Annotated in this window: 22 protein-coding genes; 11 read left to right on the top strand and 11 right to left on the bottom strand. The window is 64.4% G+C overall.

The window, feature by feature from the left end:
* Positions 1-10: 10 nt before the first annotated feature.
* On the bottom strand, positions 11-199 hold the full coding sequence (locus QZ609_RS02825) for a hypothetical protein (protein ID WP_295490800.1): 189 nt from the start codon (positions 197-199) through the stop codon (positions 11-13).
* A gap of 336 nt (positions 200-535) precedes the next feature.
* Here QZ609_RS02825 and QZ609_RS02820 point away from each other — a divergent pair, with 336 nt between their 5' ends.
* Both QZ609_RS02820 and QZ609_RS02815 read left to right on the top strand, forming a co-directional pair.
* Positions 536-2,053, top strand: a complete 1,518-nt coding sequence (locus QZ609_RS02820; protein ID WP_295490796.1) for a sensor domain-containing diguanylate cyclase — start codon at positions 536-538, stop codon at positions 2,051-2,053.
* Positions 2,054-2,146: 93 nt separating this feature from the next.
* The gene (locus QZ609_RS02815; protein WP_295490793.1) at positions 2,147-3,523 is read left to right on the top strand and encodes an amino acid permease; all 1,377 of its coding nucleotides are present in this window, start codon (positions 2,147-2,149) and stop codon (positions 3,521-3,523) included.
* Positions 3,524-3,543: 20 nt separating this feature from the next.
* Here the strand turns inward: QZ609_RS02815 and QZ609_RS02810 are convergent, their stop codons facing one another.
* Both QZ609_RS02810 and QZ609_RS02805 read right to left on the bottom strand, forming a co-directional pair.
* Complete coding sequence (locus QZ609_RS02810) at positions 3,544-4,839, bottom strand: aminotransferase class I/II-fold pyridoxal phosphate-dependent enzyme (protein ID WP_295490790.1); 1,296 nt, start codon at positions 4,837-4,839, stop codon at positions 3,544-3,546.
* A gap of 138 nt (positions 4,840-4,977) precedes the next feature.
* Positions 4,978-5,235 (bottom strand): hypothetical protein, encoded by a 258-nt coding sequence (locus QZ609_RS02805; RefSeq protein WP_295490787.1) that lies wholly within the window; start codon positions 5,233-5,235, stop codon positions 4,978-4,980.
* Positions 5,236-5,327: 92 nt separating this feature from the next.
* Here QZ609_RS02805 and QZ609_RS02800 point away from each other — a divergent pair, with 92 nt between their 5' ends.
* Positions 5,328-6,164 (top strand): helix-turn-helix transcriptional regulator, encoded by an 837-nt coding sequence (locus QZ609_RS02800; RefSeq protein ID WP_295490784.1) that lies wholly within the window; start codon positions 5,328-5,330, stop codon positions 6,162-6,164.
* Here the strand turns inward: QZ609_RS02800 and QZ609_RS02795 are convergent.
* Complete coding sequence (locus tag QZ609_RS02795; RefSeq protein WP_295490781.1) at positions 6,121-7,323, bottom strand: ABC transporter substrate-binding protein; 1,203 nt, start codon at positions 7,321-7,323, stop codon at positions 6,121-6,123. The genes QZ609_RS02800 and QZ609_RS02795 overlap by 44 nt on opposite strands.
* Positions 7,324-7,472: 149 nt before the next feature.
* Positions 7,473-8,369, bottom strand: a complete 897-nt coding sequence (locus tag QZ609_RS02790) for a LysR family transcriptional regulator ArgP (protein ID WP_295490779.1) — start codon at positions 8,367-8,369, stop codon at positions 7,473-7,475.
* Positions 8,370-8,442: 73 nt separating this feature from the next.
* Here QZ609_RS02790 and QZ609_RS02785 point away from each other — a divergent pair, with 73 nt between their 5' ends.
* Entirely contained in the window at positions 8,443-9,093 is a 651-nt protein-coding gene (locus tag QZ609_RS02785) for a LysE/ArgO family amino acid transporter (protein WP_295490775.1), read from the top strand.
* A gap of 99 nt (positions 9,094-9,192) precedes the next feature.
* Here QZ609_RS02785 and QZ609_RS02780 read toward each other — a convergent pair whose 3' ends face one another.
* The 3 genes from QZ609_RS02780 to hppD are packed head-to-tail and all read right to left on the bottom strand — an operon-like array spanning position 9,193 to position 11,687.
* Positions 9,193-10,152, bottom strand: coding sequence for an MBL fold metallo-hydrolase (locus QZ609_RS02780; RefSeq protein WP_295490770.1), 960 nt, complete (start codon positions 10,150-10,152; stop codon positions 9,193-9,195).
* A gap of 32 nt (positions 10,153-10,184) precedes the next feature.
* A complete protein-coding gene (locus tag QZ609_RS02775; protein WP_295490768.1) occupies positions 10,185-10,604 on the bottom strand; it encodes a RidA family protein in 420 nt (139 codons plus the stop codon).
* A gap of 42 nt (positions 10,605-10,646) precedes the next feature.
* Positions 10,647-11,687: a 4-hydroxyphenylpyruvate dioxygenase gene (gene hppD / locus QZ609_RS02770; RefSeq protein WP_295490766.1), complete on the bottom strand. Its 1,041-nt coding sequence runs from the start codon at positions 11,685-11,687 to the stop codon at positions 10,647-10,649.
* A 103-nt stretch (positions 11,688-11,790) separates the two neighbouring features.
* Here hppD and QZ609_RS02765 point away from each other — a divergent pair, with 103 nt between their 5' ends.
* Complete coding sequence (locus tag QZ609_RS02765; RefSeq protein WP_295490764.1) at positions 11,791-12,273, top strand: Lrp/AsnC family transcriptional regulator; 483 nt, start codon at positions 11,791-11,793, stop codon at positions 12,271-12,273.
* A gap of 112 nt (positions 12,274-12,385) precedes the next feature.
* Here the strand turns inward: QZ609_RS02765 and QZ609_RS02760 are convergent, their stop codons facing one another.
* The gene (locus tag QZ609_RS02760; RefSeq protein ID WP_295490864.1) at positions 12,386-13,324 is read right to left on the bottom strand and encodes an ABC transporter substrate-binding protein; all 939 of its coding nucleotides are present in this window, start codon (positions 13,322-13,324) and stop codon (positions 12,386-12,388) included.
* Between the two features lie 277 nt (positions 13,325-13,601).
* Positions 13,602-14,768 carry a lactonase family protein gene (locus tag QZ609_RS02755; protein ID WP_295490761.1) on the bottom strand — a complete coding sequence of 389 codons (1,167 nt, stop codon included), beginning with the start codon at positions 14,766-14,768 and terminating at the stop codon, positions 13,602-13,604.
* Between the two features lie 303 nt (positions 14,769-15,071).
* Between QZ609_RS02755 and QZ609_RS02750 the strand changes: the two genes are divergently transcribed.
* The 6 genes from QZ609_RS02750 to QZ609_RS02725 all read left to right on the top strand — a co-directional run bounded on the left by QZ609_RS02750 (position 15,072) and on the right by QZ609_RS02725 (position 20,844).
* Positions 15,072-16,031: a GntR family transcriptional regulator gene (locus QZ609_RS02750; protein WP_295490758.1), complete on the top strand. Its 960-nt coding sequence runs from the start codon at positions 15,072-15,074 to the stop codon at positions 16,029-16,031.
* A gap of 112 nt (positions 16,032-16,143) precedes the next feature.
* Positions 16,144-17,430 (top strand): MFS transporter, encoded by a 1,287-nt coding sequence (locus tag QZ609_RS02745; RefSeq protein WP_295490756.1) that lies wholly within the window; start codon positions 16,144-16,146, stop codon positions 17,428-17,430.
* Between the two features lie 68 nt (positions 17,431-17,498).
* On the top strand, positions 17,499-17,918 hold the full coding sequence (locus QZ609_RS02740; RefSeq protein ID WP_295490753.1) for a cupin domain-containing protein: 420 nt from the start codon (positions 17,499-17,501) through the stop codon (positions 17,916-17,918).
* Between the two features lie 83 nt (positions 17,919-18,001).
* Positions 18,002-19,057, top strand: a complete 1,056-nt coding sequence (locus QZ609_RS02735) for an Ldh family oxidoreductase (RefSeq protein WP_295490751.1) — start codon at positions 18,002-18,004, stop codon at positions 19,055-19,057.
* Positions 19,058-19,074: 17 nt separating this feature from the next.
* Positions 19,075-19,377 (top strand): putative quinol monooxygenase, encoded by a 303-nt coding sequence (locus QZ609_RS02730; RefSeq protein WP_295490749.1) that lies wholly within the window; start codon positions 19,075-19,077, stop codon positions 19,375-19,377.
* 75 nt (positions 19,378-19,452) lie between these two features.
* The gene (locus QZ609_RS02725; protein ID WP_295490746.1) at positions 19,453-20,844 is read left to right on the top strand and encodes an aldehyde dehydrogenase family protein; all 1,392 of its coding nucleotides are present in this window, start codon (positions 19,453-19,455) and stop codon (positions 20,842-20,844) included.
* Between the two features lie 158 nt (positions 20,845-21,002).
* On the opposite strand, the gene QZ609_RS02720 is transcribed toward QZ609_RS02725, so the two are convergent.
* Complete coding sequence (locus tag QZ609_RS02720; RefSeq protein ID WP_295490860.1) at positions 21,003-22,277, bottom strand: cytochrome c; 1,275 nt, start codon at positions 22,275-22,277, stop codon at positions 21,003-21,005.
* Between the last annotated feature and the right edge of the window lie 2 nt (positions 22,278-22,279).

Raw genomic sequence — 22,279 nt, 5'->3', positions numbered from 1 at the left:
AACCGTTATTTTACGGTTTGGGCGCACGCCCCGGCACATTTGGCGCCCGATCAGGCTTACCCGCATCGATTGACACCGGATCGCTGGCCGGGAAGGTTTCTTCCAGACCTTCGTCCAGCAAGGCTTCGTCATGGGTGTCGGCCACCGGCGGATGCGGGTTGGCCGGCACCGGTGTGGGCGAGACGCGGTCGTCAGGCATGGCGTTCTCCAGAGGGGTCCCGCCTCCAAGCATAGGCAACGGCGGCAATCCAGGCTGCCATTGCGGTGTGCCGCACATATTTCGGCCGCAATGGCAGAGGGCACCAGGCTGAATCTGCTAAGCAAATGCTCAGCCAATCACGCACCCGCGCAACGCCGGGCCACCGGAACGAACCACACGGAAAAAAGTGGAGAAGACGGGCAAATGGCCGATTACGCTAATGAATAGCGTGCCCAGTCAATAAAGTGATGCTTTTTCCACAATTCGCTCACAATGCCGTTGCATTGCGATGTGGAGTCCAGTACACAAGAAACACATCGATTTCAACAATCGCCCATGCCATTGCTGAGATTCGCCAATGCGTTCCTGAAGCGCCCCTTCATGCTGATCGTCGGTGCGGCGGTGCTGTCGCTGGCGGTGGCGGCGCTCACGGTGCTCTCGCTCTATGAGATGCGCCTGGACGCCATGGCGCGCGCACGCGATTCAGCCGACAACGTCTCGCTGATCCTGCAACGCGACATCGCGCGCAACCTCGAGGTGTACGACCTGTCGATGCAGGCGGTCATCGATGGCATGCAGGACCCGACCATCCTCGCCTTGCCGCCGCACATCCGGCAGCTGGTGCTGTTCGACCGCTCGACCAATGCGCAGGACCTGGGCTCGCTGCTGGTGTCCGACGCCGCCGGCGATGTCATCATCGATTCGCGCTCGGTGCCGCCGCGGCGCGTCCATGTGGCTGACCGCGATTACTTCAAGGTCCACAAGGACACCCCGGACGTCGGCCTGTACCTGAGCATGCCCTTCCGGCCGCGCATCAACGGCATCGAAACGTCGATCGGCCTGAGCCGGCGCCTGAACAGCCCCAACGGTGAGTTCCGCGGCATCGTGGTCGGCACGTTGCGCCTGAACTACTTCAAGCGGCTGTTCGACGGCATGAACCTGGGCGAGCACGCCGCCATCACCCTCATACGCGACGACGGCACAGTGCTGATGCGGCGCCCGTATGAGGAACAATTGATCGGCAAGACCATTGCCGGCAGCCAAGCCTTCAACCTGCGCAAAGACTTGCCGGCAGGGGCTTACATCACTACCGGGGCGCTCGATGGGGTGGAGCGGCTGTTCAGCTATCGGCGCATCGGTGAGCATCCGCTCATCCTGTCGGTCGGGCTGGCTACGGAAGACATCTACGCGGAGTGGCGGCAGCGGGCGTGGTGGATCGGCAGCATCGTGCTGATGCTCAATGCCGTATTCATCCTGCTGTCGATCCTGTTTGCACGGCAGCTGCGCGAGCGCATCGAGATGGAGCAGCAACTGCAGTGGCTGGCCAACACCGATGGCCTGACCGGCCTCGGCACCCGCCGCGCGCTGGACGCGGCCCTGGACGTGGAGTGGCGGCGCGCCAACCGGCACGGGCATCCGCTGGCGGTGCTGATGATCGACGTGGACGAATTCAAACACTTCAACGACCGCTATGGCCACGCAGCAGGCGACACCGCGCTGCGTACGGTCGCACGCTGCGTCACCGACAGCATCCGCCGCCCCGGCGACTTTGCCGGCCGCTACGGCGGCGAGGAGTTCTGCGCCCTGCTGCCCAATACCGACCTGGCCGGTGCGCAGCGCGTGGCCGAGACCATCCGCGCGGCGGTGCTCACGTTGGGCGAACCGAACGTGGGCAGCACGCACGGCAAGCTCACGATCAGCATCGGGGTGGCGGTCCATGTGGGCCCATCCGGGCACGGCGACGCGCCCGAGCGGTTGATCCAGAGCGCCGACCGCCAGCTCTACGAGGCCAAGGCCGCCGGCCGCAATATCGTCATGCCACGCCAGGAGCGGCCCCGGTTGGCGGTGGTGTAGCGGCAGCACCCGGCAGGCCAGCACGCCCCGCCCTCGCGCGGGGCGTTCGCTTTTGGGGCGTATCATCCCGGCTTTTTCCCGGGACGGAACACGATGGACAAGGCCACCGGCAGCTTCGAAGCGCTGGCCGCACGCGAAGGCGGCCTGCAGCAGCGACTCTCTTCCGCACAGCTCACCATGATCGCCATCGGCAGCGCGATCGGCACGGGCCTGTTCCTGGGCAGCGGCGCGGCCATCCAGGTGGCGGGCCCCGGCGTGCTGGTCAGCTACGCGATCGGTGCAGTGATTGCGCTGCTGCTGATGGGCTGCCTGGCCGAGATGGTGGTCGCCCACCCCACCACCGGCTCGTTCGGGGCGTATGCCGAGCACTACGTCAGCCCGCTCGCGGGCTTCCTGGTGCGCTACGCATACTGGGCGGCCGTGGTGTTCGTCATCGGTGCCGAGGTAACGGCGGTGGCGGTGTACATGGCGTACTGGTTTCCCGGCGTGCCGGCGTGGATGTGGATCGTCGGGTTCTCTGCGGTGCTGGTGTGGATCAACGCCAGCAGCGTCGACGTGTTCGGCGTGGCGGAGTACTGGTGCTCGATGATCAAGGTGGTGGCCATCGTGGTCTTCCTGGTGGTGGCGAGCTATGCCATCCACCGCGCGCCCGAGGGCGGCCCGATCGGCTTTCACAACTATGTGGACGCGGGCGGCTTCCTGCCGCACGGGGTGCCGGGGGTCTGGTATGGCGCGGTCATCAGCATCTTCAGCTTCTTCGGCATCGAGCTGATTGCCGTGGCCGCCGGCGAGGCGCGCGAGCCCGAAGCCGCCGCCACGCGCGCGTTCCGTTCCACCCTGTTCCGGCTGGTGTTCTTCTATCTGTGCACGCTGGCACTGATGCTGGCCGTGGTGCCCTGGCAGGAGGCCGGCACCGGCCAGAGCCCGTTCGTGCGCGTGATGCAGATCCTCGGCACCAGCAGCGGCGCGGGCCTGATGAACTTCGTGGTGCTGACGGCTGCGCTGTCGTCGATGAACGCGCAGCTGTACGTGTCCACGCGCATGCTGTTCAGCCTCGCGCGCGGCGGGCAGGCACCGCGCGCGCTGGGTGTCGCCAACCGGCGCGGTGTGCCGGAACGGGCGCTGGCGGTGTCCAGCTCCGGTGCCGCGCTGGCCCCCGTGATGAGCGTGGTGCTGCCCGGCCACTCGTTCCTGCTGATGATGTCGCTGGCGATGTTCGGGGCGCTGTTCACGTGGCTCGTCATCTTCGTCACGCACCTGCGGTTTCGCCGCGCGGTGGAGCGCGAAGGCCGCACCCTGCGGTTTCGCATGTGGGGGTTTCCGGTGTTCACCGTCGTCGGCGCCGTTGCCATGGCGGCCATCATCGTCACCACCGCGTGGATGCCGGATTTCCGTATGACGCTGGTGGCGGGGGTGCCGTTCCTGATCGTGCTGACCGGGGTGTACCGCTGGCTGCGCGGCCGCCAGTGATGGCCTGACCGCGCGCGCCATCAGACCTGTGCCAGCGCCTGATCCAGATCGGCCAGCAGGTCGTCGATATGCTCGATGCCGATCGACAAGCGGATGGTCTCCTGCCGCACCCCGGCCTTGGCCAGCTCCGCTTCGGAGAGCTGCCGGTGCGTGGTCGACGCCGGATGCGTGGCGAGCGATTTCGCATCGCCGATGTTCACCAGCCGCGTGAACAGCTGCAGCGCGTCCTGAAAGCGCGCGCCCGCCGCAAACCCGCCCTTCACGCCAAACGTGAGCAGGCCCGGCGCCTTGCCCGACAGGTATTTCCGCGCCAGTGCGTAGTCGGGGTGGTCGTCCAGGCTGGCGTGGTTGACCCACTCCACCTTGGGGTGACCGCGCAGATGGCGCGCAATGCGCGCGGCGTTCTGCGTGATGCGGTCGATGCGCAGGCCCAGCGTCTCGATGCCCTGCAGGATCAGGAAGGCGTTGAACGGTGACAGCGCCGCACCCGTATTGCGCAGCGGCACCACGCGCGCGCGCCCGATGTAGGCCGCCTCGCCCAGCGCTTCCGTATAGACCACGCCGTGGTAACTGACGTCCGGTTCGTTCAGGCGCCGGAAGCGCGCCTTGTGCTGCGCCCACGGAAACTTGCCCGAATCCACGATCGCCCCGCCCAGGCTCGTGCCATGTCCGCCCAGGTACTTGGTCAGCGAGTGCACGACGATGTCCGCGCCGTGCTCGATGGGGCGGACGAGGTACGGCGTCGGCACCGTGTTGTCGACGATGAGCGGCACGCCATGGCGGTGCGCGATCTCCGCCAGCGCGGCGATGTCGGTGATGTTGCCGAGCGGGTTGCCGACCGTCTCGGCAAAGATGGCCTTGGTGCGGTCGTCGATCAGTGCTTCGAACGATGCGGGATCGCGCGGATCGGCAAAGCGCGTGGTGATGCCCGACAGCGGCAGCGTATGCGCGAAGAGGTTGTAGGTGCCGCCGTACAGCGTGCTGGCCGAAACGATGTTGTCGCCGGCTTCGGCAATGGTCTGGATGGCATACGTGACCGCCGCCTGCCCCGACGCCAGCGCGAGCGCCCCGATGCCGCCTTCGAGCGCTGCCACGCGCTTCTCCAGCACGTCGTTGGTCGGGTTCATGATGCGCGAGTAGATGTTGCCCGGCACCTTGAGGTCGAACAGGTCGGCGCCGTGCTGCGTGTCGTCAAAGGCAAAGGCGACCGTCTGGTAGATCGGCACGGCCACCGCCCGCGTGGTTGGGTCGGCGCTGTAGCCGCCGTGGACGGCCAGGGTGTCGAGTTTCCAGGCGGGGGTGGACGGTTGCGTCATCGTTGTGTCTCCGGAGGGTTGGTCCGGCGAGGATATGGGGCGCCCTCCAGCGTGCAAACGATCGTTTCTGTCTATGGTTATTCAGAGTGCAAGCGCTGCGCTCTGTGGCCAAGGACGCCTTTGTGCCGATGGGTCGCCCTACCCCCGCCCGCCCTCAAGCAACCCGCGCAGCCCCACATCCCGTATCTCCAGCACGGCAAACGCCCCCAGCTTCTGCAGGGCCGGCACAGCCTCCAGCATCAGTTCCTCCGCCTTAGCGCGCTTGGCAGCGTCTGACTGGGGGTCCAGCCACACCTGTGCGTTGGCCAGGAAGGCGGCTACCGTGCCCTTGCGGATCGTCAGTCCATCAAAGTCGGCATAGTTGGCGGTATCGGGCAGGACATCTTCGGGTCGCATGGTGTGCTCCTGGGGTGATTGACCGCACCACTGTAGAGCGGGTAGCTTGGCGTGACTCCGTCATTCATGCCAATCCATACGCTTTTCAGGCCATGCCGCCCAAGCCGTTGCTTTCCTTGCCGCGCGTGCAATCGACCGAGGGCCGGTGGTTGCATGCGGTCGATCACGTCAGCGCATCGCCGCGCGCGACGGCACCGCACCGTCATGCGCGCGGGCAGTTGTTCGGAACGGACGCTGGTGTGCTGACCCTGCAGACCGGAGACGGCCGTTGGGTCGTTCCTGCCGCGCATGCGGTGTGGATTCCGCCTGGCGTGGAGCACGGTGCGCAGACGCATGGCCCCTTCGCGGGCTGGGCGGCCTACCTCGCGCCCGATGCGTGCGAAGGCTTGCCGGATGCGCCATGCACGCTGTCGATGTCTGCGCTGTTGCGTGCGGCCATTGCGCGAGCCGCCAGGTGGCCGGAACACGCGCTGGACCCGGCACAGGAGCGCCTTGCCGCCGTCATCGCCGATGAAATCCGCGCGCTCGAGCCGGTGCCGACCGCCCTGCCGATGCCCACCGACGCGCGCCTGCGCAAGATTGCCGATGCGCTCATCGCCGACCCGTCCGACACCCGGCGCCTGCAGGACTGGGCCGCCTGGGCCGCGATCGCCCCACGCACGCTGACGCGCCGGTTTGCGGCCGAGACCGGCTACGCATTCGAGACCTGGCGCCACCGCCTGCGCATGATGCGCGCGTTGGAGCAGTTGGCCGCCGGCGCACCGGTCACGGCAGTCGCGCTCGATCTGGGCTATGACAACGTCAGCGCGTTCATCGCCCGCTTTCGCGCGACCTTCGGGGTCACCCCGGGCCGGTATGCCGCGGGCGGATGCGCAGACCTGACGCTTACTTCTTCACCATCGCGCAAGCCGATTCCGCCAGCGTATTGAACGCCTGCTCGCCCGGAATCGTCTGCGCGAGCTTGTAGTAATCCCACGGCCGGGTCGACTCCGACGGCTTCTTGACCTCGAACAGGTAGATGTCGTGGATCATCATGCCGTCGGCGCGCACGTAGCCGCCCTTGGTGTACATGTCGTCGATCTTCATCGACTTGAGCTTGGCCATCACGCGGTCTGAATTGTCGGTGCCGGTGGCCTGCACGGCCTTTAGGTAGGTGAGCGTGGCGGAGTAGTCGGCGGCCTGCAGGGCGCTCGGCATCTTCTTGAACTTGGCGTAGAAGCGCTCGCCGAACTGGCGCGCGGCGTCGCTGGAGTTCCAGTACCACGGGTCGATCAGCTGCATGCCCTGCGCGGTCTGCAGGCCGAGCGCGTGGATCTCGTCGATGGTCATGACCAGGCCCACCACGCGCATCTTCTTGTCGAGCCCGAAATCCTTGGCGGCCTTGATGGCGTTGATGGTGTCGCCGCCGGCGTTGGCCAGCGCCACGGCCTGCGCGCCGGAGCTTTGCGCTTGCAGCAGGTATGACGAGAAATCCGGCGCGCCCAGCGGGTGCTTGGTGCCGCCCACCACCTTGCCGCCGCCGGCTGCGATCACGCGGCGCGATTCGGCGTCCATGTCCTTGCCGAAGGCGTAGTCGACCGACAACAGGTACCACGCGTTGACGCCCTGCTTGCGCAGCGCGCCGATGGTGCCGCGTACATGCGCGTTGGTGTCGTAGGCGTAGTGCACGGTGTAGGGCGTGCACTCCTCGTTGGTCAGGCGCGGGGTGCCGCCGCCGAGGTTGATGTAGACGCGTTTCTTCTCCGCCGCCACGCGGTTCATCGCCAGGCCGGCGGCGGAGTTGGGGCCGGCGACGAGCACGTCCACGCCATCGCGGTCGATCCACTCGCGTGCCTTGGAAGCGGCCACGTCAGCCTTGTTCTGGTGGTCGGCCGAGACGATCTCGATGGGCTTGCCAAGCACCTTGCCGCCGAAGTCCGCCACGGCCATGCGCATGGCCTCCAGCCCGCCCGGGCCATCCAGGTCGGCATAGACGCCGGACATGTCGGTGATGAAGCCGATCCTGACCTTGTCGTCCGATACCTGGGCGTGAGCGAAAGAGGCGGCGATGGCGAGGCCGATCGCGGCCGTGGCGCGGCGTGCGTGCATGTGTGTCTCCGGATGGTGTCTGTTATGCGCGCGTGCCGATGGCCGCGCGGGTTTTGGAGAACATGGTAGCGACGCCACCCGCCGCGAACAGCCCCGGCGCGCGAAACACACTGTCAAGTGAGAGTCGACAGTCGTGGATGATTGGCGAATCAGGGCGGCAGCAGCGCAGCGCGTGCGGCGGCCAGGACTTCGCGGCTCAAGCCGTCGAGCAACGCGGATGCGGCGCGCGCGCATTGCCAGTGGAGCGGCACGTCCAGCGGCGTGTCCGGCACCAGCTCCACCAATGTCCCCGCCTCCAGATGCGAGGCGATCAGCGCCTGCGGATGCAGGCCCCAGCCCATGCCCGCCACGGCCGCCGCCACAAAGGCTTGCGACGAGGGCAGCATGTGGCGGGGCAGCTCGACGTGCCGATGGCACAGGCGCCGCGCCCAGCGCGCCTGCAGCTCGTCCTTGGTGTTGAACACCAGGCTCGGCGCCCGCGCCAGGCTGCCCGCGCCCACGCCATCGGCGAAATGGCGTTGCACGTACGCCGGGCTGGCGGCCGCGAGGTAGCGCATGGCACCCAGGGGGCGGCTGTTGCAGCCTGCGGCGGGCCGGGCCGTGGCCGTAACGGCGGCCAGCACGGCGCCGCTGCGCAGCCATTCGGTGGTGTGGTCCTGATCGTCCACCGACACCTCCATCAACACCGGATGCTCTGCGCCGAAGGTGGCGAGCGCCGGGGCCAGCCACGTGGCGAGGCTGTCGGCGTTCACCGCGATCGGCAACGCCACCGGGGCAATGCCCTGCGGGGCGAGCGCCGGCAGCGCGCCTTGCAGCTCCTGCTCCAGCAGCCGCACGCGGTCGACGTGCTGGCAGAGGCGTCGCCCGGTCTCGGTGGCCCGACAAGGCTGGTCGCGCACGACGAGTGCGCAGCCCACGCGCTCTTCCAGCAGCCGGATGCGCTGCGAGATGGCGGATGGCGTGACATGGAGCGCGCGGGCTGCACGCTCGAAGCTGCCCTCTCGAACCACAGCAGCCAATGCAGAGAGCGCGGAGTAGTCCAGCATGAGATAAGAAAAACTACATTGAATTAAGGAGAGATAGTTTGTCTTCATCCGACGGCGTCGGCAAGATCGCCGCATGGAACCCTTGCTCGCCACCCCTTCGCCCCCCCTTTCCGTCTCCCTCCAGGGCCTGGCCCTGAGCCTGGGGCTCATCGTCGCCATCGGCGCACAGAACGCATTCGTGCTGCGACAGGGGCTGCGGCGCGAGCACGTGGGCAGCGTGGTGCTGTTCTGCGCCGTGATGGATGCGCTGTTGATCGCCGCCGGGGTACTCGGCATGGCCCAAGCGCTGGGGGACCGCCCCGGCCTGGCGCGCGCACTGGCGCTGGCCGGCGCCGTCTTCCTGGCGGTATATGGATGGCAGGCGCTGCAACGCGCCAGGCGCACCAGCCAGTTGAGCGCGTCTGGCGACGGCGCCGGCCTCACCAGAGGCGGCGCCTTGGCGCAGGCCGCCGCATTCACGCTGCTCAACCCCCACGTCTACCTGGATACGATGCTGCTGGTGGGCACCGTCGGCGCGCAGCAACCGGGCGCGCTGCGTGGCTGGTTCGTGGCAGGCGCAAGCTCGGCCAGCGTACTCTGGTTCGTGCTGCTGGGCTTCGGTGCACGCAAGCTGGCACCGTGGTTCGCAAGACCACGGGCGTGGCAGGTGCTGGATGGGCTGGTCGGGGTGACGATGCTGGTCTTGTCGGGGCTGCTGGTGCGTCACGCCTTCACGGGCATCTGAGAGGCTCCAGGAAAAAGCCCGCCCGGGGCATGACGCAGGGCGGGCTCGGATTGCGCAGCACTGCCGCCTACTGGCGCAAGTCCTGCACACGAACGCCCGCTACTCTTGGAGCGCTGCCCACATGTCCTTGTCGCGCTGGGCTGTCCAGATGCGTGGATGCGCGATGCCTCCCGCCTCGTCAAAGGCACGGGACACATCAAACGGCAGGCAATGCTCGTAGATGAAGACGCCGCCGAATCGCGCATCCATCAAGGTGCGCGCGTGCCGCATCGCGCCTTTCAGATCGAGACCTTGGGCGCGTGCTTCGCGGCCAGCCTTAAGCAACGTGGTGACGAATTCGTGGGTGTAACGGATGGCATCCTCTGCCTCTTTCGCGGAGTGCAAGGCGGGGCCTCGACCGGGCACGAGCTTCTCCGCCCCGAGCGCCCGCAGGGCTTCCAATGTGGCCGGCCATTGCGCAAGGTGGGCATCACCGCAGTAGCAAGCCGCGTCGTACTCGACCAGATCGCCCGAGAACAACACCTTCTGCGACGGCAGCCAGACCACGGTGTCGCCCTTGGTATGGCCCGCCCCGAGGTGCGCGATCCGGACCTCAAGGCCACCCAACCACAACGTCATCGCTTGCTCGAAGACCAGGGTCGGCCACGTCAGACCGAGAATCGTTTCCACGCCGGCGAACAGGCGCGGGAACCGCTCGATCTCGGATTGCATGTCTTGCTCGCCGCGCTCGGCAATCAAGTCGTAGGTTCCCTGGCTGGCGATGATCTGCTGGCACCCGTGTGCGAGAAAGGCTGAGGCGCCCAGCACACGCACCGCGTGATAGTGGGACAGCACGAGATGCCGGATCGGCTTGTCCGTCACCGTGCGAATCTTGGCGATCAGGTCTTGCGCCATGGCGGGGGTCGCCGTCGTGTCCACGACGAGCACGCTGTGGTCACCGATGACGACGCCGGAGTTCGGGTCGCCCTCCGCCGTGTAGGCATAGGCATTCTCGGAGAGCTGGGTGAAGGTGGTGGCCTTAACTTGCGTGTCGCCACGGGATGCGAAGGTCTTGGTCATCTGCGTTCTCTTGTGCGATCTGACTCTACCGATCACGCGGTGCGTGTCGCGGCCACGGCCTTGATTTCGATGTAGAGCGTCGGCCTGGCCAGCGCAGCCACGCCCAGGATGGTCCAGGCCGGCGCATCTGCCTTGATGTAGCGATCCTTGATCTCGCGGAATGCGGCGAGCTGCTTGTCGACATCGACGTGATAGCTGACCAGCTCGACGAGATCCGCAAAGCCGAGCCCGGCCGCCTGCAGGATCGCCCCGAGCCGCTGGAAGGCGAGATCGATCTGCTCCTCCACGCTGGTGGGCACCGTGCCATCGGCGCGGATGCCGATCTGGCCGGCGATGAACAGCAGGCCGCCCGCCGCAACGGCCGGCGCGTAGTTGAACGTCTTGAACACCTCGGTGCTGCCGAACACGGGGTGGGGATTCGGCAGAGCGACGGTCGTCTTGGAAGATTGCATGGTGAGTCCCTTGAGAAAAGAAAGAATGTCGCGCTGACCTGCCTACGAGGCGTGCAGCGATCCACGCCGAACCTGGTCCTGCTCCTGCGATTCGAACAGCGCCTTGAAATTGCCTTCGCCGAAGCCGTCCTCGCCGCGCCGCTCGATGATCTCGAAGAAGATCGGGCCGATCTGGCGGCGCGTGAAGCGTTGCAGCAGGATGCGTCCGTCGCCCTTGCCGTCGACGAGGATGCCTCGCCGCTCCATGCGGTCGAGGTTCTGCCCATGACCGGGCACCCGCGCATCGAGGTTCTGGTAGTAGGTCTTGGGCGGCGCCTCCATGAAGTCGAGCCCGGCCGCCTCCATGGCCGCGATGGTCTGCTCGATGTTCGACGACAGGAAGGCGATGTGCTGGATGCCCTCGCCGCGGTAGTCGCGGATGAACTCGTCGTTCTGGTTCAGCACGCCGGGTTGGTCGTGCGCAGCGGCCGCAATCGGGATGGAAACCTTCCCGCATGGGCTCACCATCGACCGGGCACGCATGCCCGTTTGCCGGCCTTTCACGTCCAGGTACTGCTTCAGCACGAAGGCGAAGGTGTCTTTGTAGAAGTCGGCCCAGCGGTCGAGGTTCTCCGGCTTGACGATATTCGAGGTGTGGTCGATTGCCTGAATGGCGGCATCCGCCACCGCCACGGGCTGCCCCGGCCGATACGCTGTCGAAAACACCGACTCGAAATCGTGATCGACGAAGTAGACCAGGCTGTCGCCGATCCCCACGATGGCCGGCGCGTCGACGACGAAGGCGCCAGCCTCAGCCGGCGTTGCCATGCGCGCCCCGCCCTCCAGTGCCTGGGCCAAGGCGTTCGCAGCGTTGTCCACATGGATCGCAATCGCACGCGCGGACGCCCCGTGAACCTCCCGGAACGGGTTCGGCACCGGGTTCACGATCAGGGCGGCTTCGTTCTGGCGCAACAGCACCGCTCCCGTTTGCGCGTGCTGCCCCAGCGCCTTGAACCCGAGCTTCCCGAACAGGGCAACCAGCGCCTCAGGCTCTGGACAGACAAACTCGACGAACGCGAAACCCGCCGTTGTTACGGTACCCATGCTCCACTCCACAACAAGATTAGGACTGGAGAAAGTTTGCTTCATCTTGCTGGGTTCTGAGCTTTAGAATCGAAAGTCCAGGCAGCCTTCATCTTTTGTTTTCATGGAAACACCGGACCGAAACTTTCTCGACGCCATCGATCTGAAGCTGGTGCAGATGCTGCTGCGCGATGGCAGGGCTCCCTACAAGTCACTCGCGGCAGAAGTCGGGCTGACGGCGCCAGCCTGCGCAGAGCGCGTCCGACGCCTGAAGGAGCGCGGCGTGATCAAGGGGTATCGCGCTGAAGTGGACTGGACACGGCTGGGCTTCCCGATCAACGCCATCATCCGCATCGGGGCTTCGGCGGAACGGGGCACGAGTCTTCTGAAGACGTTTCGCGAAACGCCGCATGTGGTGGAAGTCATGCGCGTCACCGGGTCGGACAGCTACATCCTCCACGTGTTGACCCGGTCGAGCGCGGAGCTGGAGGCCGTCATCGACCGAATCGGCAGCTTCGGCACGATCACCACTTCACTCGTGCTCTCGATTCCCATGCCGGCGGCGGAGCGGGTCAGCCAGGTGCTGTCGGCCAAGTCGTCCAAGTGACGGCCAGAGTGGCGGCCCGTCCGAACACACCGGCGGCTGTATTTGTAAGCTCCGAGCGCATTCTTTGGGGCGTAGGAGACCAATGAGCGTGCCAACGATCGAATAGGGATGCTCAACGAATGCTGGCGACAAACTCGTCCGTGTAGGTCCGGGCCAATTCCACGTGTCCATCGCGAACACTCGGATTGCTCACGGAGAGTATCCGTTGCACCGTAGCTGGCCCATCGGGAGGCATCCGACCGTCCCAACTGAAGGCGGGCTGCGCAATCGCCAACGCCTTGAGGTAGAGGCGAGGGTTCGGGCCCAGGTATTCAGGCGGAAGCCGTTGAGCGATTTCCTCAGCCGTGTGGCTGTGGAGAAAGCGCAGCGTCCGCACAAACGCTCTGACCAACTTGTCAGCAAGGTCGGGGTTCGCCTGCAACCACTCGGTCTGCACATACAGGCAGGCAGCTGGGTAGGTGCCGCCCAGAATCGCTCGTGTTCCGTCAACCGTTCGCAGGTCGAGTACCGGACGAGCCTGCCCGGTTGAGACTAGCAGGGACGCTGTGGGGTCGGTCGTCATGCCTGCGTCTACATGTCCGTCGCGAACCGCGCGAATGAAGGTTTCCTCCGCACCCGCCGGCACTAGCGTGTAGTCACTGGGCTTCTGCCCTTGCTGGCTCATCAGGTAGCGGGTCAAGAACCCGGAAGAAGACCCGAGGCCTGTCACACCGAGCACATATCCGCGGAGGTCGCCCATCGATTCTGCAGTTCGGGGGGTGTTTGCAGCGATCAGCCCCAACTGCCCGGGGGCGTTGCTGAGAACCACAATCGACCGTGCTTCGCGTCCTTTGGTTTGCAGGTCGACGGTGTGGTCGTAGAACCCAACGACGCCTTGGGCGTAACCGGTGAGTAACTCGTTTTCTGCGTCGACACCAGCCGGACGGGAGACGAGTTCCACGTCCAGCCCCTCATCGCGGAAATAGCCCAGACGCTGTGTCAGGATGGCTGGCAGATAGACGATCTTGGCAGCCCCGCTCACCATGATGACGAGGTGCTTTCGAGACGCCATCGACGGACGTGGAAGGTTGGCGACCACAAGCACGGCAACAATAAGCAGGATGCCCACAGACAGTCGGTACCGATTCATGCGAAAAATCGAGACAGTGGTATCGCGGTAGTCCTGCAAGCGGCGCATCCTTGCGTTGTCGCCAATAGGGGGCGGCGCGAGGAATCACCTCGCATCCGGTTGTGGCGCTCACGTCAGTAACAGGCGTTTGAGGTCACAGCCTTGGCTGTTGCGCCGGCCAATCCCACTGCCTCCACTTCAACCTCTGACGAGCGACGCCTTACGGCGCTTGTGTGAAAACCAAGCACACAGGGCTTCCGGTCTGAACCACATGCCCAGACGGGGTCAGCTTTCCGTTCGCTTCATCAATGCGGAAGCCGACCACGGTGTCACTGTTTTCATTTGCCGCGTAGAGCAGCTTACCTGCAAGGTCAACCGTGAAGAACCGCGGCCCCTTGCCCTGGGTGTACGTCCAGGAGAGTGGATTGAGCAGGCCGCTATCGGCATCCACGCTCATCGTGACAATGCTGTCGTGCCCACGGTTCGAGCCAAACACGAACTTGCCGGATCGCGCGATCTCGATCTCGGCGCCGGTATTGTCGCCGGTGAAGCTTTCGGGGATCGTCGGGACGATCTGGGCCGGTGTTAGCGCTGCTGTTTCTGCGTCGTAACGGTAGGTCGTGATGGTGGAATCCAGTTCGTTCATCACGTAGGCCAACGGCTTCGTGGGGTGAAACGTGACATGGCGCGGCCCGGCGCCTTCCCGCGCTTGGGCAAAGGGTGGATCCGCCAGCGTGATCTTGCCGTTGGCGGGATCAAGCCGGAAAGCAAAGACGCGGTCGAGCCCCTTGTCTGGCACGATGAAGAATCGGCCACTGCGATCAAACGGCACGTCATGTGGGTGGGAACTGGTCTGCTGCGTACGGTGTGGCCCTGGTTTGCCAGGAAGCTGGACCAGATCGCTAACGCACCCGAGGCTTCCGTCTGCCTGGATCGGCAAGCTGACGACTGAACCGGTCGCGTAGTTGCCGACAATCACGAATCGATTTGTGGGATCGACAGCGAGATGCGCGGGATTCTTTCCCTCCGTCGACTGCCGATTCAGGAACGTGAGCTTGCCGCTCGCGCGATCCACCGAGTATGCGCTGATGTTGCTCAGGTCTCCGTGCACGGCATAAAGGTATTTCTGGGTTCGGTCCAGCGCCAGGAACGACGGATTGTCCATTCCTTCGACCAGTTGCACGTGCTTCCAGTCACCCGTCTTGCCGTCTACGCGATAAACGTCAATACCTTTGCCGCGCGCGTTGCGCTCCTTGGTCGTGCGGCAACCAATGTAGGCGTATAGGGCAGTCCGCTCGGTTGCCATCGCGTTGACGGTCGGCAGTTCGTAGAGCGCTGTCGTCAGCGCGGCCAGGTTCTGAATCGCCTGGCGTCTTCCTGGGTTCATTCCCTTGTCTCCTGGTTTCCGTTCTAGGGGTGGAGGCTTGCGCGCGCATCACGCGCCTGTGTCCACCAGAGGTGGGCAATCACGATGACGTTAAGCCCGCCAGCAGCGGCTCATCCTTCTTGCGCTCCACCGAAATGCATTCTATGATCATAAAACGCTATACGCAAACACACAAAACCTCGGCGTAAACCCGAGGCATGTGGGCGTAGGCCTCATCACGTCAAGGAGACGGCTGTGGGAATGGCACAATCGACATCAGGAGGAGCGAGTTCTCGCGCTGCTACACGCGGCACGCTCGACTCCATGCCTCATGTCGAGCATCTGCATCCGTCCCATTCCATGCCGTTGACGCCGCTTCAGACCCGAGTCACCCGGGAAATCCTTGCTTTGGCCAGACGAGACGATCTGGCGGAAGGCGAACGCCTCGCTGAATCCATCCTGGCGGAGCGAATCGGGACATCCCGTACTCCGGTCAATGTGGCCCTGCGCCATCTGGCGGAGCTTGGCGCGGTGTTCTACGACCACAACCGTGGGTTTTTCCTGGCAAAGCCAGCACGCGAACTCAACGATCTTGCGGCGCAGCTCTTCGAAGAACCGGACGAGCCGCTATACCTGCAGATCGCCGAGGATCGCCTGGCCCGCCGGCTGCCGGATGTGGTGTCGGAAGCGGATCTGATGCGCCAGTACGGCGTGGCGCGCAGCGTGCTGCGCAAGGTTTTGTCGGTGATGCAGGAGGAAGGTTGGCTGGAGCGGCAAGTCGGCCAAGGCTGGCAATTCCTGCCCATGATCGACTCGGTCGAGGCCTACGAGGAAAGCTACCTGTTCCGCGCCGCAATTGAACCGACGGGCATTTTGTCCCCGTCGTTTCGCTGTGATCCGGTGGAATTGGCCGAGCTGCGCCGGCGACAGCAAGTCATCGTGGACGGTGGCTATCTGACCATGACCTCTGTCGAGCTGTTCGAGGCCAACAGCGAACTGCACGAGACCATCGCAAAGTGGTCAGGCAACCGCTTCATTCTCCAGTCGGTCAGGCGGATGGACCGGCTTCGGCGGCTCGTCGAGTATCGACAAGCCCGGGCGCGCAAACCGCGCCAGATCCAGTCAATGGAGCACTTGGCCATTCTGGATGCGATTGGTCATCAAGACCTGCTGAAGGCGGCGACGCTGCTGCGTGAGCACATAGAGGGCGCTCGGCGCTCCAAGGTCCATGCCGGCAATGTGTTCACGGCCGAGGCGGCAGCAACGGCAACGGCTGCCACCTGATGTTCATGTTGTTCTAGGCCACGGCGACTCCGTCGCCTTTTTTTGACCCTAACTGCGTTTTGTAGTCACAAAATACTTTAAAGGCACTCGAAGTGCCCAACAGGAGACCATGATGTCTTATCGCCGCGGCTGGATCGCCGCCTTCCTTTTCACGCTGGCCATGATCAATTACATGGACCGTATCGCGCTCTCCATCGCGGCGGCACCGATCGCGGCCGAGTTCAAGCTCTCGACGGTCAGCATGGGCTACCTCTTCTCATCGTTCATCTGGAGCTACGCGCTGTTTCTGCTGCCCATGGGGCTACTGCTCGACCGCTTCGGTACCAAGCGGATTGCGGGCTTCGGCATCTTCGTGTGGTCCGCGGCAACTGCACTGACCGGAGCCGCAACGAGCTTCGCAGCGTTGTTGACGGCCCGCCTGGTCATGGGGAGCGGGGAGTCTTGCAGCAATCCGGTTGGCGCCAAGGTCATCCGGCAATGGGTTCCTGCTGGTGAACGCGGTGTCGTGACGGCGCTGTTCAACAGTGGCTCCTATGCGGGGCCGGCCATCTGCTCTGTGCTGCTTGCCTATCTGGTTGCTCATTTTGGCTGGCGCATTTCCTTCGGGATCGCCGGTGGCATCGGCTTCGCGTGGTTGGCCGCGTGGCTCGTATTCTTTGATTCGCCCGAAAAGGCGTCCTGGCTCAGCCAGGAAGAGCGCGACAAGATCGTGCGCGAGCGCGAGGTCAAGTCGTCCGTGCCGGCTGGCCAGGAAACGCATGGTCTTCGCGCTCTGATGAAGACACCGACCCTGTGGGGTCTTGCGCTGACGCAAGGCTGCAACGTCTATACGCAGTATCTCTTCCTGACCTGGCTGCCCAGCTACCTGCAGGCGACCCGGCATCTTTCGATCTCCAAGACGGGCATGTTCGCCGCCGTGCCGTACGCGGTTTCCGTGATTCTGTGCGTGCTCGCGGGCAGGCTGAGCGACATCTACGTCAAGCGTGGTGGAGTGGCCACCGGCCGTCGTCGCAATGCTGTGGCGCTCGCCATGATGACCGGCGCGGTGATCCTTGCCGTTCCCTTCATGACCAACCTGACGGCGTTGCTCGTGGTCTTCTCAATCACGCTGACAGGCATCGCCTCTACCACGTCGCTGAACTTCGCCCTCCTGAACGACCTGCTGCCGAGCTCGCGCGATGTCGGTAAGGCCATGGCGTTTGTGGTGGTGGGCGGCAACATCTTCGGTTTGATTGCGCCGATCGCCACGGGCTACGTCATTGCGGCCACTGGCAGCTATGACTGGGCCTTCGGCATCGCGGGCATGTTGCTAGTCGCTGGTGCGGCGATCACGTTGACCATGACGCGCAGGCCAATGATTCACGTCCATACACCCCAACCGGCTGCTTCCGGCGCATGAGGCGACTCGACTCCCTGCCGTCGCACTTCTAGTCGCCAAACACCCTTACTTCTGATTGGAGATATCACATGACCACCAAGACCCCATCCGGCGCAGTCCTGCTGAAGCCCGAAGCATTGCCGACCCATGAACGCGGCGGCGGCGCGCGAACCACGCCCCTCGTTTCGCGAGAGTTGGGAACGACCAGCTTCATCACCGGCTACACGTCGTTTGACGCAGGCGTGGAGATTCCTTTCCACAGCCATAACTGCCAGGAAAGCGTTGTGCTGATGGAGGGCGAGGCGATTCTCGACATCGACGGACTGGAGTACGAACTCAAGCCGCACGACGTGACGTTCATTCCGCCGAACGTGAATCACCGCTTCCGCAACCTCTCGAAAACCAAGCCAATGAAGATCCTGTGGATCTACGCCACGGTCGACGCGACTCGCACGCTGACCGCGACGGGCGTCACCAATCCCGTGGCAGCGGAGCACGGCAAAAGCTGACGCAGCACTAACGGGGACGCCCTCCATCTCGGAGAAGCGAATTCCGGCGGATTTCAGTTATTCGGCATTTCTAGGAGATTCAAATGCCACACACCGTTCAAGCGGAACAGCTCACCCAGTTCGGAGCAGCCGTTCTTGAGTCCTTGGGCGTGCCCTCTACCGATGCGCACCTGCTGGCGGACAGCCTGGTCGTCGCAGAACTCTGGGGCCATTCATCGCACGGCATGCTTCGTCTGCCCTGGTATGTAGACCGCCTGCGCAGCGGTGTCATGACATCGGCCTCCAAACCGGAAATCGTCATGGACGGAGGGGCCATCACTGTCATGGACGGCCACCATGGAATCGGCCAGGTGTTGACTGCGAAGGCGGTTGAGCTCGGGATCCGGCGCGCACGCGAGCACGGTATCAGCGCTGTTGGCGTTCGCAATTCCAACCACTTCGGCACAGCGGCCTATTTCACGCGCATGGCGGCCAAGGAAGGGTGCATTGCACTGCTTGCGACCAATGCGAGCCCCGCCATGGCGCCGTGGGGCGGGCGGGCCAAGAGCATCGGCACGAACCCATGGTCAATTGCAGCGCCGGGCGGCCGCTGTGGTGTCGCTGTCATGGACATCGCGAACACGGCCGTGGCACGCGGGAAGATCTATCTCGCGGCTGAGCGCGGCGTAGATATCCCGAATACGTGGGCTGCCGACGAGAACGGCGTTCCGACGACCAACGCCAGGGACGCAATCCACGGGCTGATCCTGCCGATGGCCGGGCACAAAGGCTACGTCATCTCCTTCATGATGGACGTGCTCGCAGGTGTCCTGACGGGCAGCCACTTCGGTTCAAACGTCGCCGGCCCATACGAGGCGAACAAAACCAGCGGCTGTGGTCATCTCCTGATCACCATCGACGTGAAGTCGATGATGCCCCTGGCTGAATTCGAACAGCGGATGGAAGCGCTGATTGATGAAGTCAAGGCGGTTCCGACCGCTCACGGAATCGAAGAGATCTTCTTCCCTGGCGAGCTTGAGGACCGCAATACGACTCGGCTACTTGAGACTGGAATCTCGCTCGCGGACACAACGTGGGGCAGCTTGGTCAAGCTCGGCACCGAAACCGGCACGGCATTGCCGGAACTTCTTTTCGCCTAACCCCAGAGGAACGCAACATGATCGCGCTTATCGTCTCGCTGGACGTCTACCCGGAACGACTCGACGAGTTTCTCACGGCCATCAAAGAGAACGCCGAGCGGACGTTCAACGACGAGGCTGGCTGCAAGTACTTCGACGTAACGCGGGACATCAAGGATCCGCTGCACTTTGTGTTCTATGAGCTGTACGAGGACCAGGCCGCTATCGACGCCCACCGCGCCGCGCCTCACTTCGCCAAATGGCGCGCGGCAGCGGACCGGTGCGTTGTAAAAGGAAGCCAGGTCAACACGCTGAGCACCCAGCTCTTTCACCACGCTTGACGACACATTGCGCATTGCACCGCAGGCGCGCAGACAAGCATTCGAATATCCCAAGATTTGGCAGGACGCAGAGCCATGACGACATCTATCACTACCTTTAATCCGACAACCGGCGCGCCGCTGCACACCTATGAGGCGTGGTCTGCCAACCAGATCGAGCAAGCCGTCAACGATGGCTACGCCGCGGCCAAGGCATGGGGCAAGCAACCCCTATCCGCGCGCGTTGAAGTCGTTCGCCGACTGGCCGATGAGCTTCGACGTCAAAGCACCGCTTTCGCGGACTTGATCACAACCGAAATGGGAAAGGTCAAGGCGGAGGCAGCCGGCGAGCTCGAGAAATCCGCGGTCACCGCAACGTACTACGCCGACAATGCTGCTCGAATTCTGGCCGATGAGAAGGCCAGCATCGACGGAGTCGACGCATGGGTGAGCTACGAGCCGATTGGACTGGTGCTGGCGGTCATGCCTTGGAACTTTCCTGTCTGGCAAGTCATGCGGTTTGCGATTCCCGCCATTACCGCGGGCAACGGCGTGCTATTGAAGCATTCTCCCAATGTGACGGGATGCGCCTTGGCGCTGGAGCAACTGTTCATCGATGCCGGCCTGCCCAAAGGCGTGGTGACAACGATGGTGGTGGCGGAGCCGGATGTACCAGATGTCATCGACCGGCTGATCCAGGACGATCGAATCGCTGCGGTAACCCTGACGGGTTCGAACCGCGCCGGGGCTGCAGTGGGTGCCGCCGCGGGACGAGCATCGAAGAGGTCCGTGCTCGAACTCGGCGGTTCGGATGCTTTCATCATTCTTGATGACGCGGATGTTCCGGCTGCAGCGGCGGCCGCAGTAAAGGCGCGTTATCACAATGCAGGGCAGAGCTGTGTCTGTGCCAAGCGGTTCATCGTCTCCGAATCCATCGCAGCGGAATTCACTGAGCGCTTCGTCAATGGCGCTCGCGCACTTGTGGTCGGTGATCCTGGTGCAGCCGGAACGCAGATGGGGCCGCTCGCACGTGGCGACCTTCGGGATGCGCTGGATCGTCAGGTCAGGCGTTCTCTCGAGGCTGGGGCAGTACTGCTCGCCGGAGGTCAGTCTGTCGAAGGTCCGGGCAACTTCTACGAAGCGACAGTTCTGGGCGGTACCGGCCCCGGTATGGCTGCGTTTGACGAGGAGACATTCGGTCCGCTCGCAGCCATTGCGATCGCGAAGGACGACACAGATGCTATGCGCCTTGCGAATGCGACGCCTTTTGGTCTCTCGGTAAGCGTGTGGTCTTCGTCAACCGAACGGGCTCTTACCGTTGCGAAGGGGGTGACAAGCGGCGCGGCTTTCATCAACGCCGTTACTGCATCGGATGCGCGAGTCCCCTTTGGCGGCACCAAGAAATCCGGCTATGGGCGGGAGCTGGCATCGGCAGGTATTCGCGAGTTCACGAATACGCGGACCTACTGGTCTGTTTCCGCTACCTAAATTCGGTCTGAGGTCTTGTTTCCGACCCGTCGGCGCCATCCAAGTGACCGCTTCGGGTCGGCAAGCGCCTTTGTTATCCCTGCACATCGGCGATCAGCCAAGAAAAAGCCCGCCCAGGCATGGCCCCGGGGCGGGCGTCGATTGCGTGGGTCCGCCGCTTACTGCCGGAGGCCCTTCACATGATCGGCAGTGATGTCGGCCGGCTGGCCACCAAAGCCGGCGCGCAGGTAGTTGGCCAGCTGCGCCAGTTCGGCATCGCCCATCTGCGCAAAACCGGGCATCGCCTGCATCGCCTCGGTGCCGGGGAAGTGCTGCTCATCAATGCCGTCGAGCATCGAGACAATCAGGTTGCGCGCATCCGCATTGCGCACGGTGCTGTTGCCGAGCATCGGCACGGCGACGTGCGGCTTGCCCTCGCCATCGCGGCCGTGACAGCCGGCGCAGACGGCCAGGTAGTGCGCGCGGCCGGCCTTGAGCTGGTCCGCATTGTCTGCCGTGGCGGCCACGAGCTTGATCGGCTGCGGCGCGGCCGGCTTGTCGCCAAGCAAGTACGTCGACATGGCGGCCAGATCCGCCTGGCTCAGGTACTGCGTGCTCAGATGCACGACCGGGTACATCTCGCCGAAGGCCGAGCCCTGCTGCGCGATGCCGGTGCCGAGCAGGCTCTGCACGTCGGCCGCCGTCCAACCGCGCGCAGCCAGGCCGGCGGGCGTGATGTCTGGCGCGGCGATGCGGCCCAGCGTGGAGCCGCCCAGCGGCTGGCCCGAACTCAGCTGCCCGGCAAAGCTGCGCGGCGTATGGCATTCCGCGCAGTGGCCGAGCGCGTTGCTCAGATAGCGCCCACGCAGCCAAGCCGCCGAGTTGCCCACCGACGCATCGGGCAGCGCGTTCTTCAGGAAGAACACGTTCCAGCCCGCCATGGCGATGCGGATGTTGTACGGGAAGCGCAGCTCGTGTTCGCGATTGGTCACGGCGGCAGGCTTCACCTGCATCAGGTACGCATACATCGCATCGGTATCGCCGCGCGACAGGCCGCGATAGGACGTGTACGGCATCGCCGGATACAGGCGCTTGTCGGGCGTGACGCCGTCGTGCAGGGCCCTGTAGAAATCGTCGGCGCTCCACTTGCCGATGCCGTGTTCCTTGCCGGGCGTGATGTTGCTGCCGTAGAAGGTGCCGAACGGCGAGGCCAGCGGCACACCGCCCGCGAACGGCGCGCCGTCCTTGCTCGTGTGGCAGGCCGCGCAGTCAGCCGCGCGCACGAGGTAGCGGCCCCGCGCGATCAGGTCGGCGCCGGTGAGCTTGGCGGGCGGCGGTTGGTCGGCCGCAGGCGGGATGTCGGTGGAACGGTCGCCGCAGGCCGCCAGCGAGGCGGCGGCCAGCAGCGACAGCATGGCCGTGCGCGCCAGTTGGAGCAGGTTGTGTTGGACCATGG

Origin of the sequence: uncultured Ralstonia sp., assembly GCA_913056305.1 — a bacterium.
In the GTDB taxonomy this organism is placed as follows: domain Bacteria; phylum Pseudomonadota; class Gammaproteobacteria; order Burkholderiales; family Burkholderiaceae; genus Ralstonia.
This window is presented reverse-complemented; position numbering and strand designations above follow the sequence as displayed.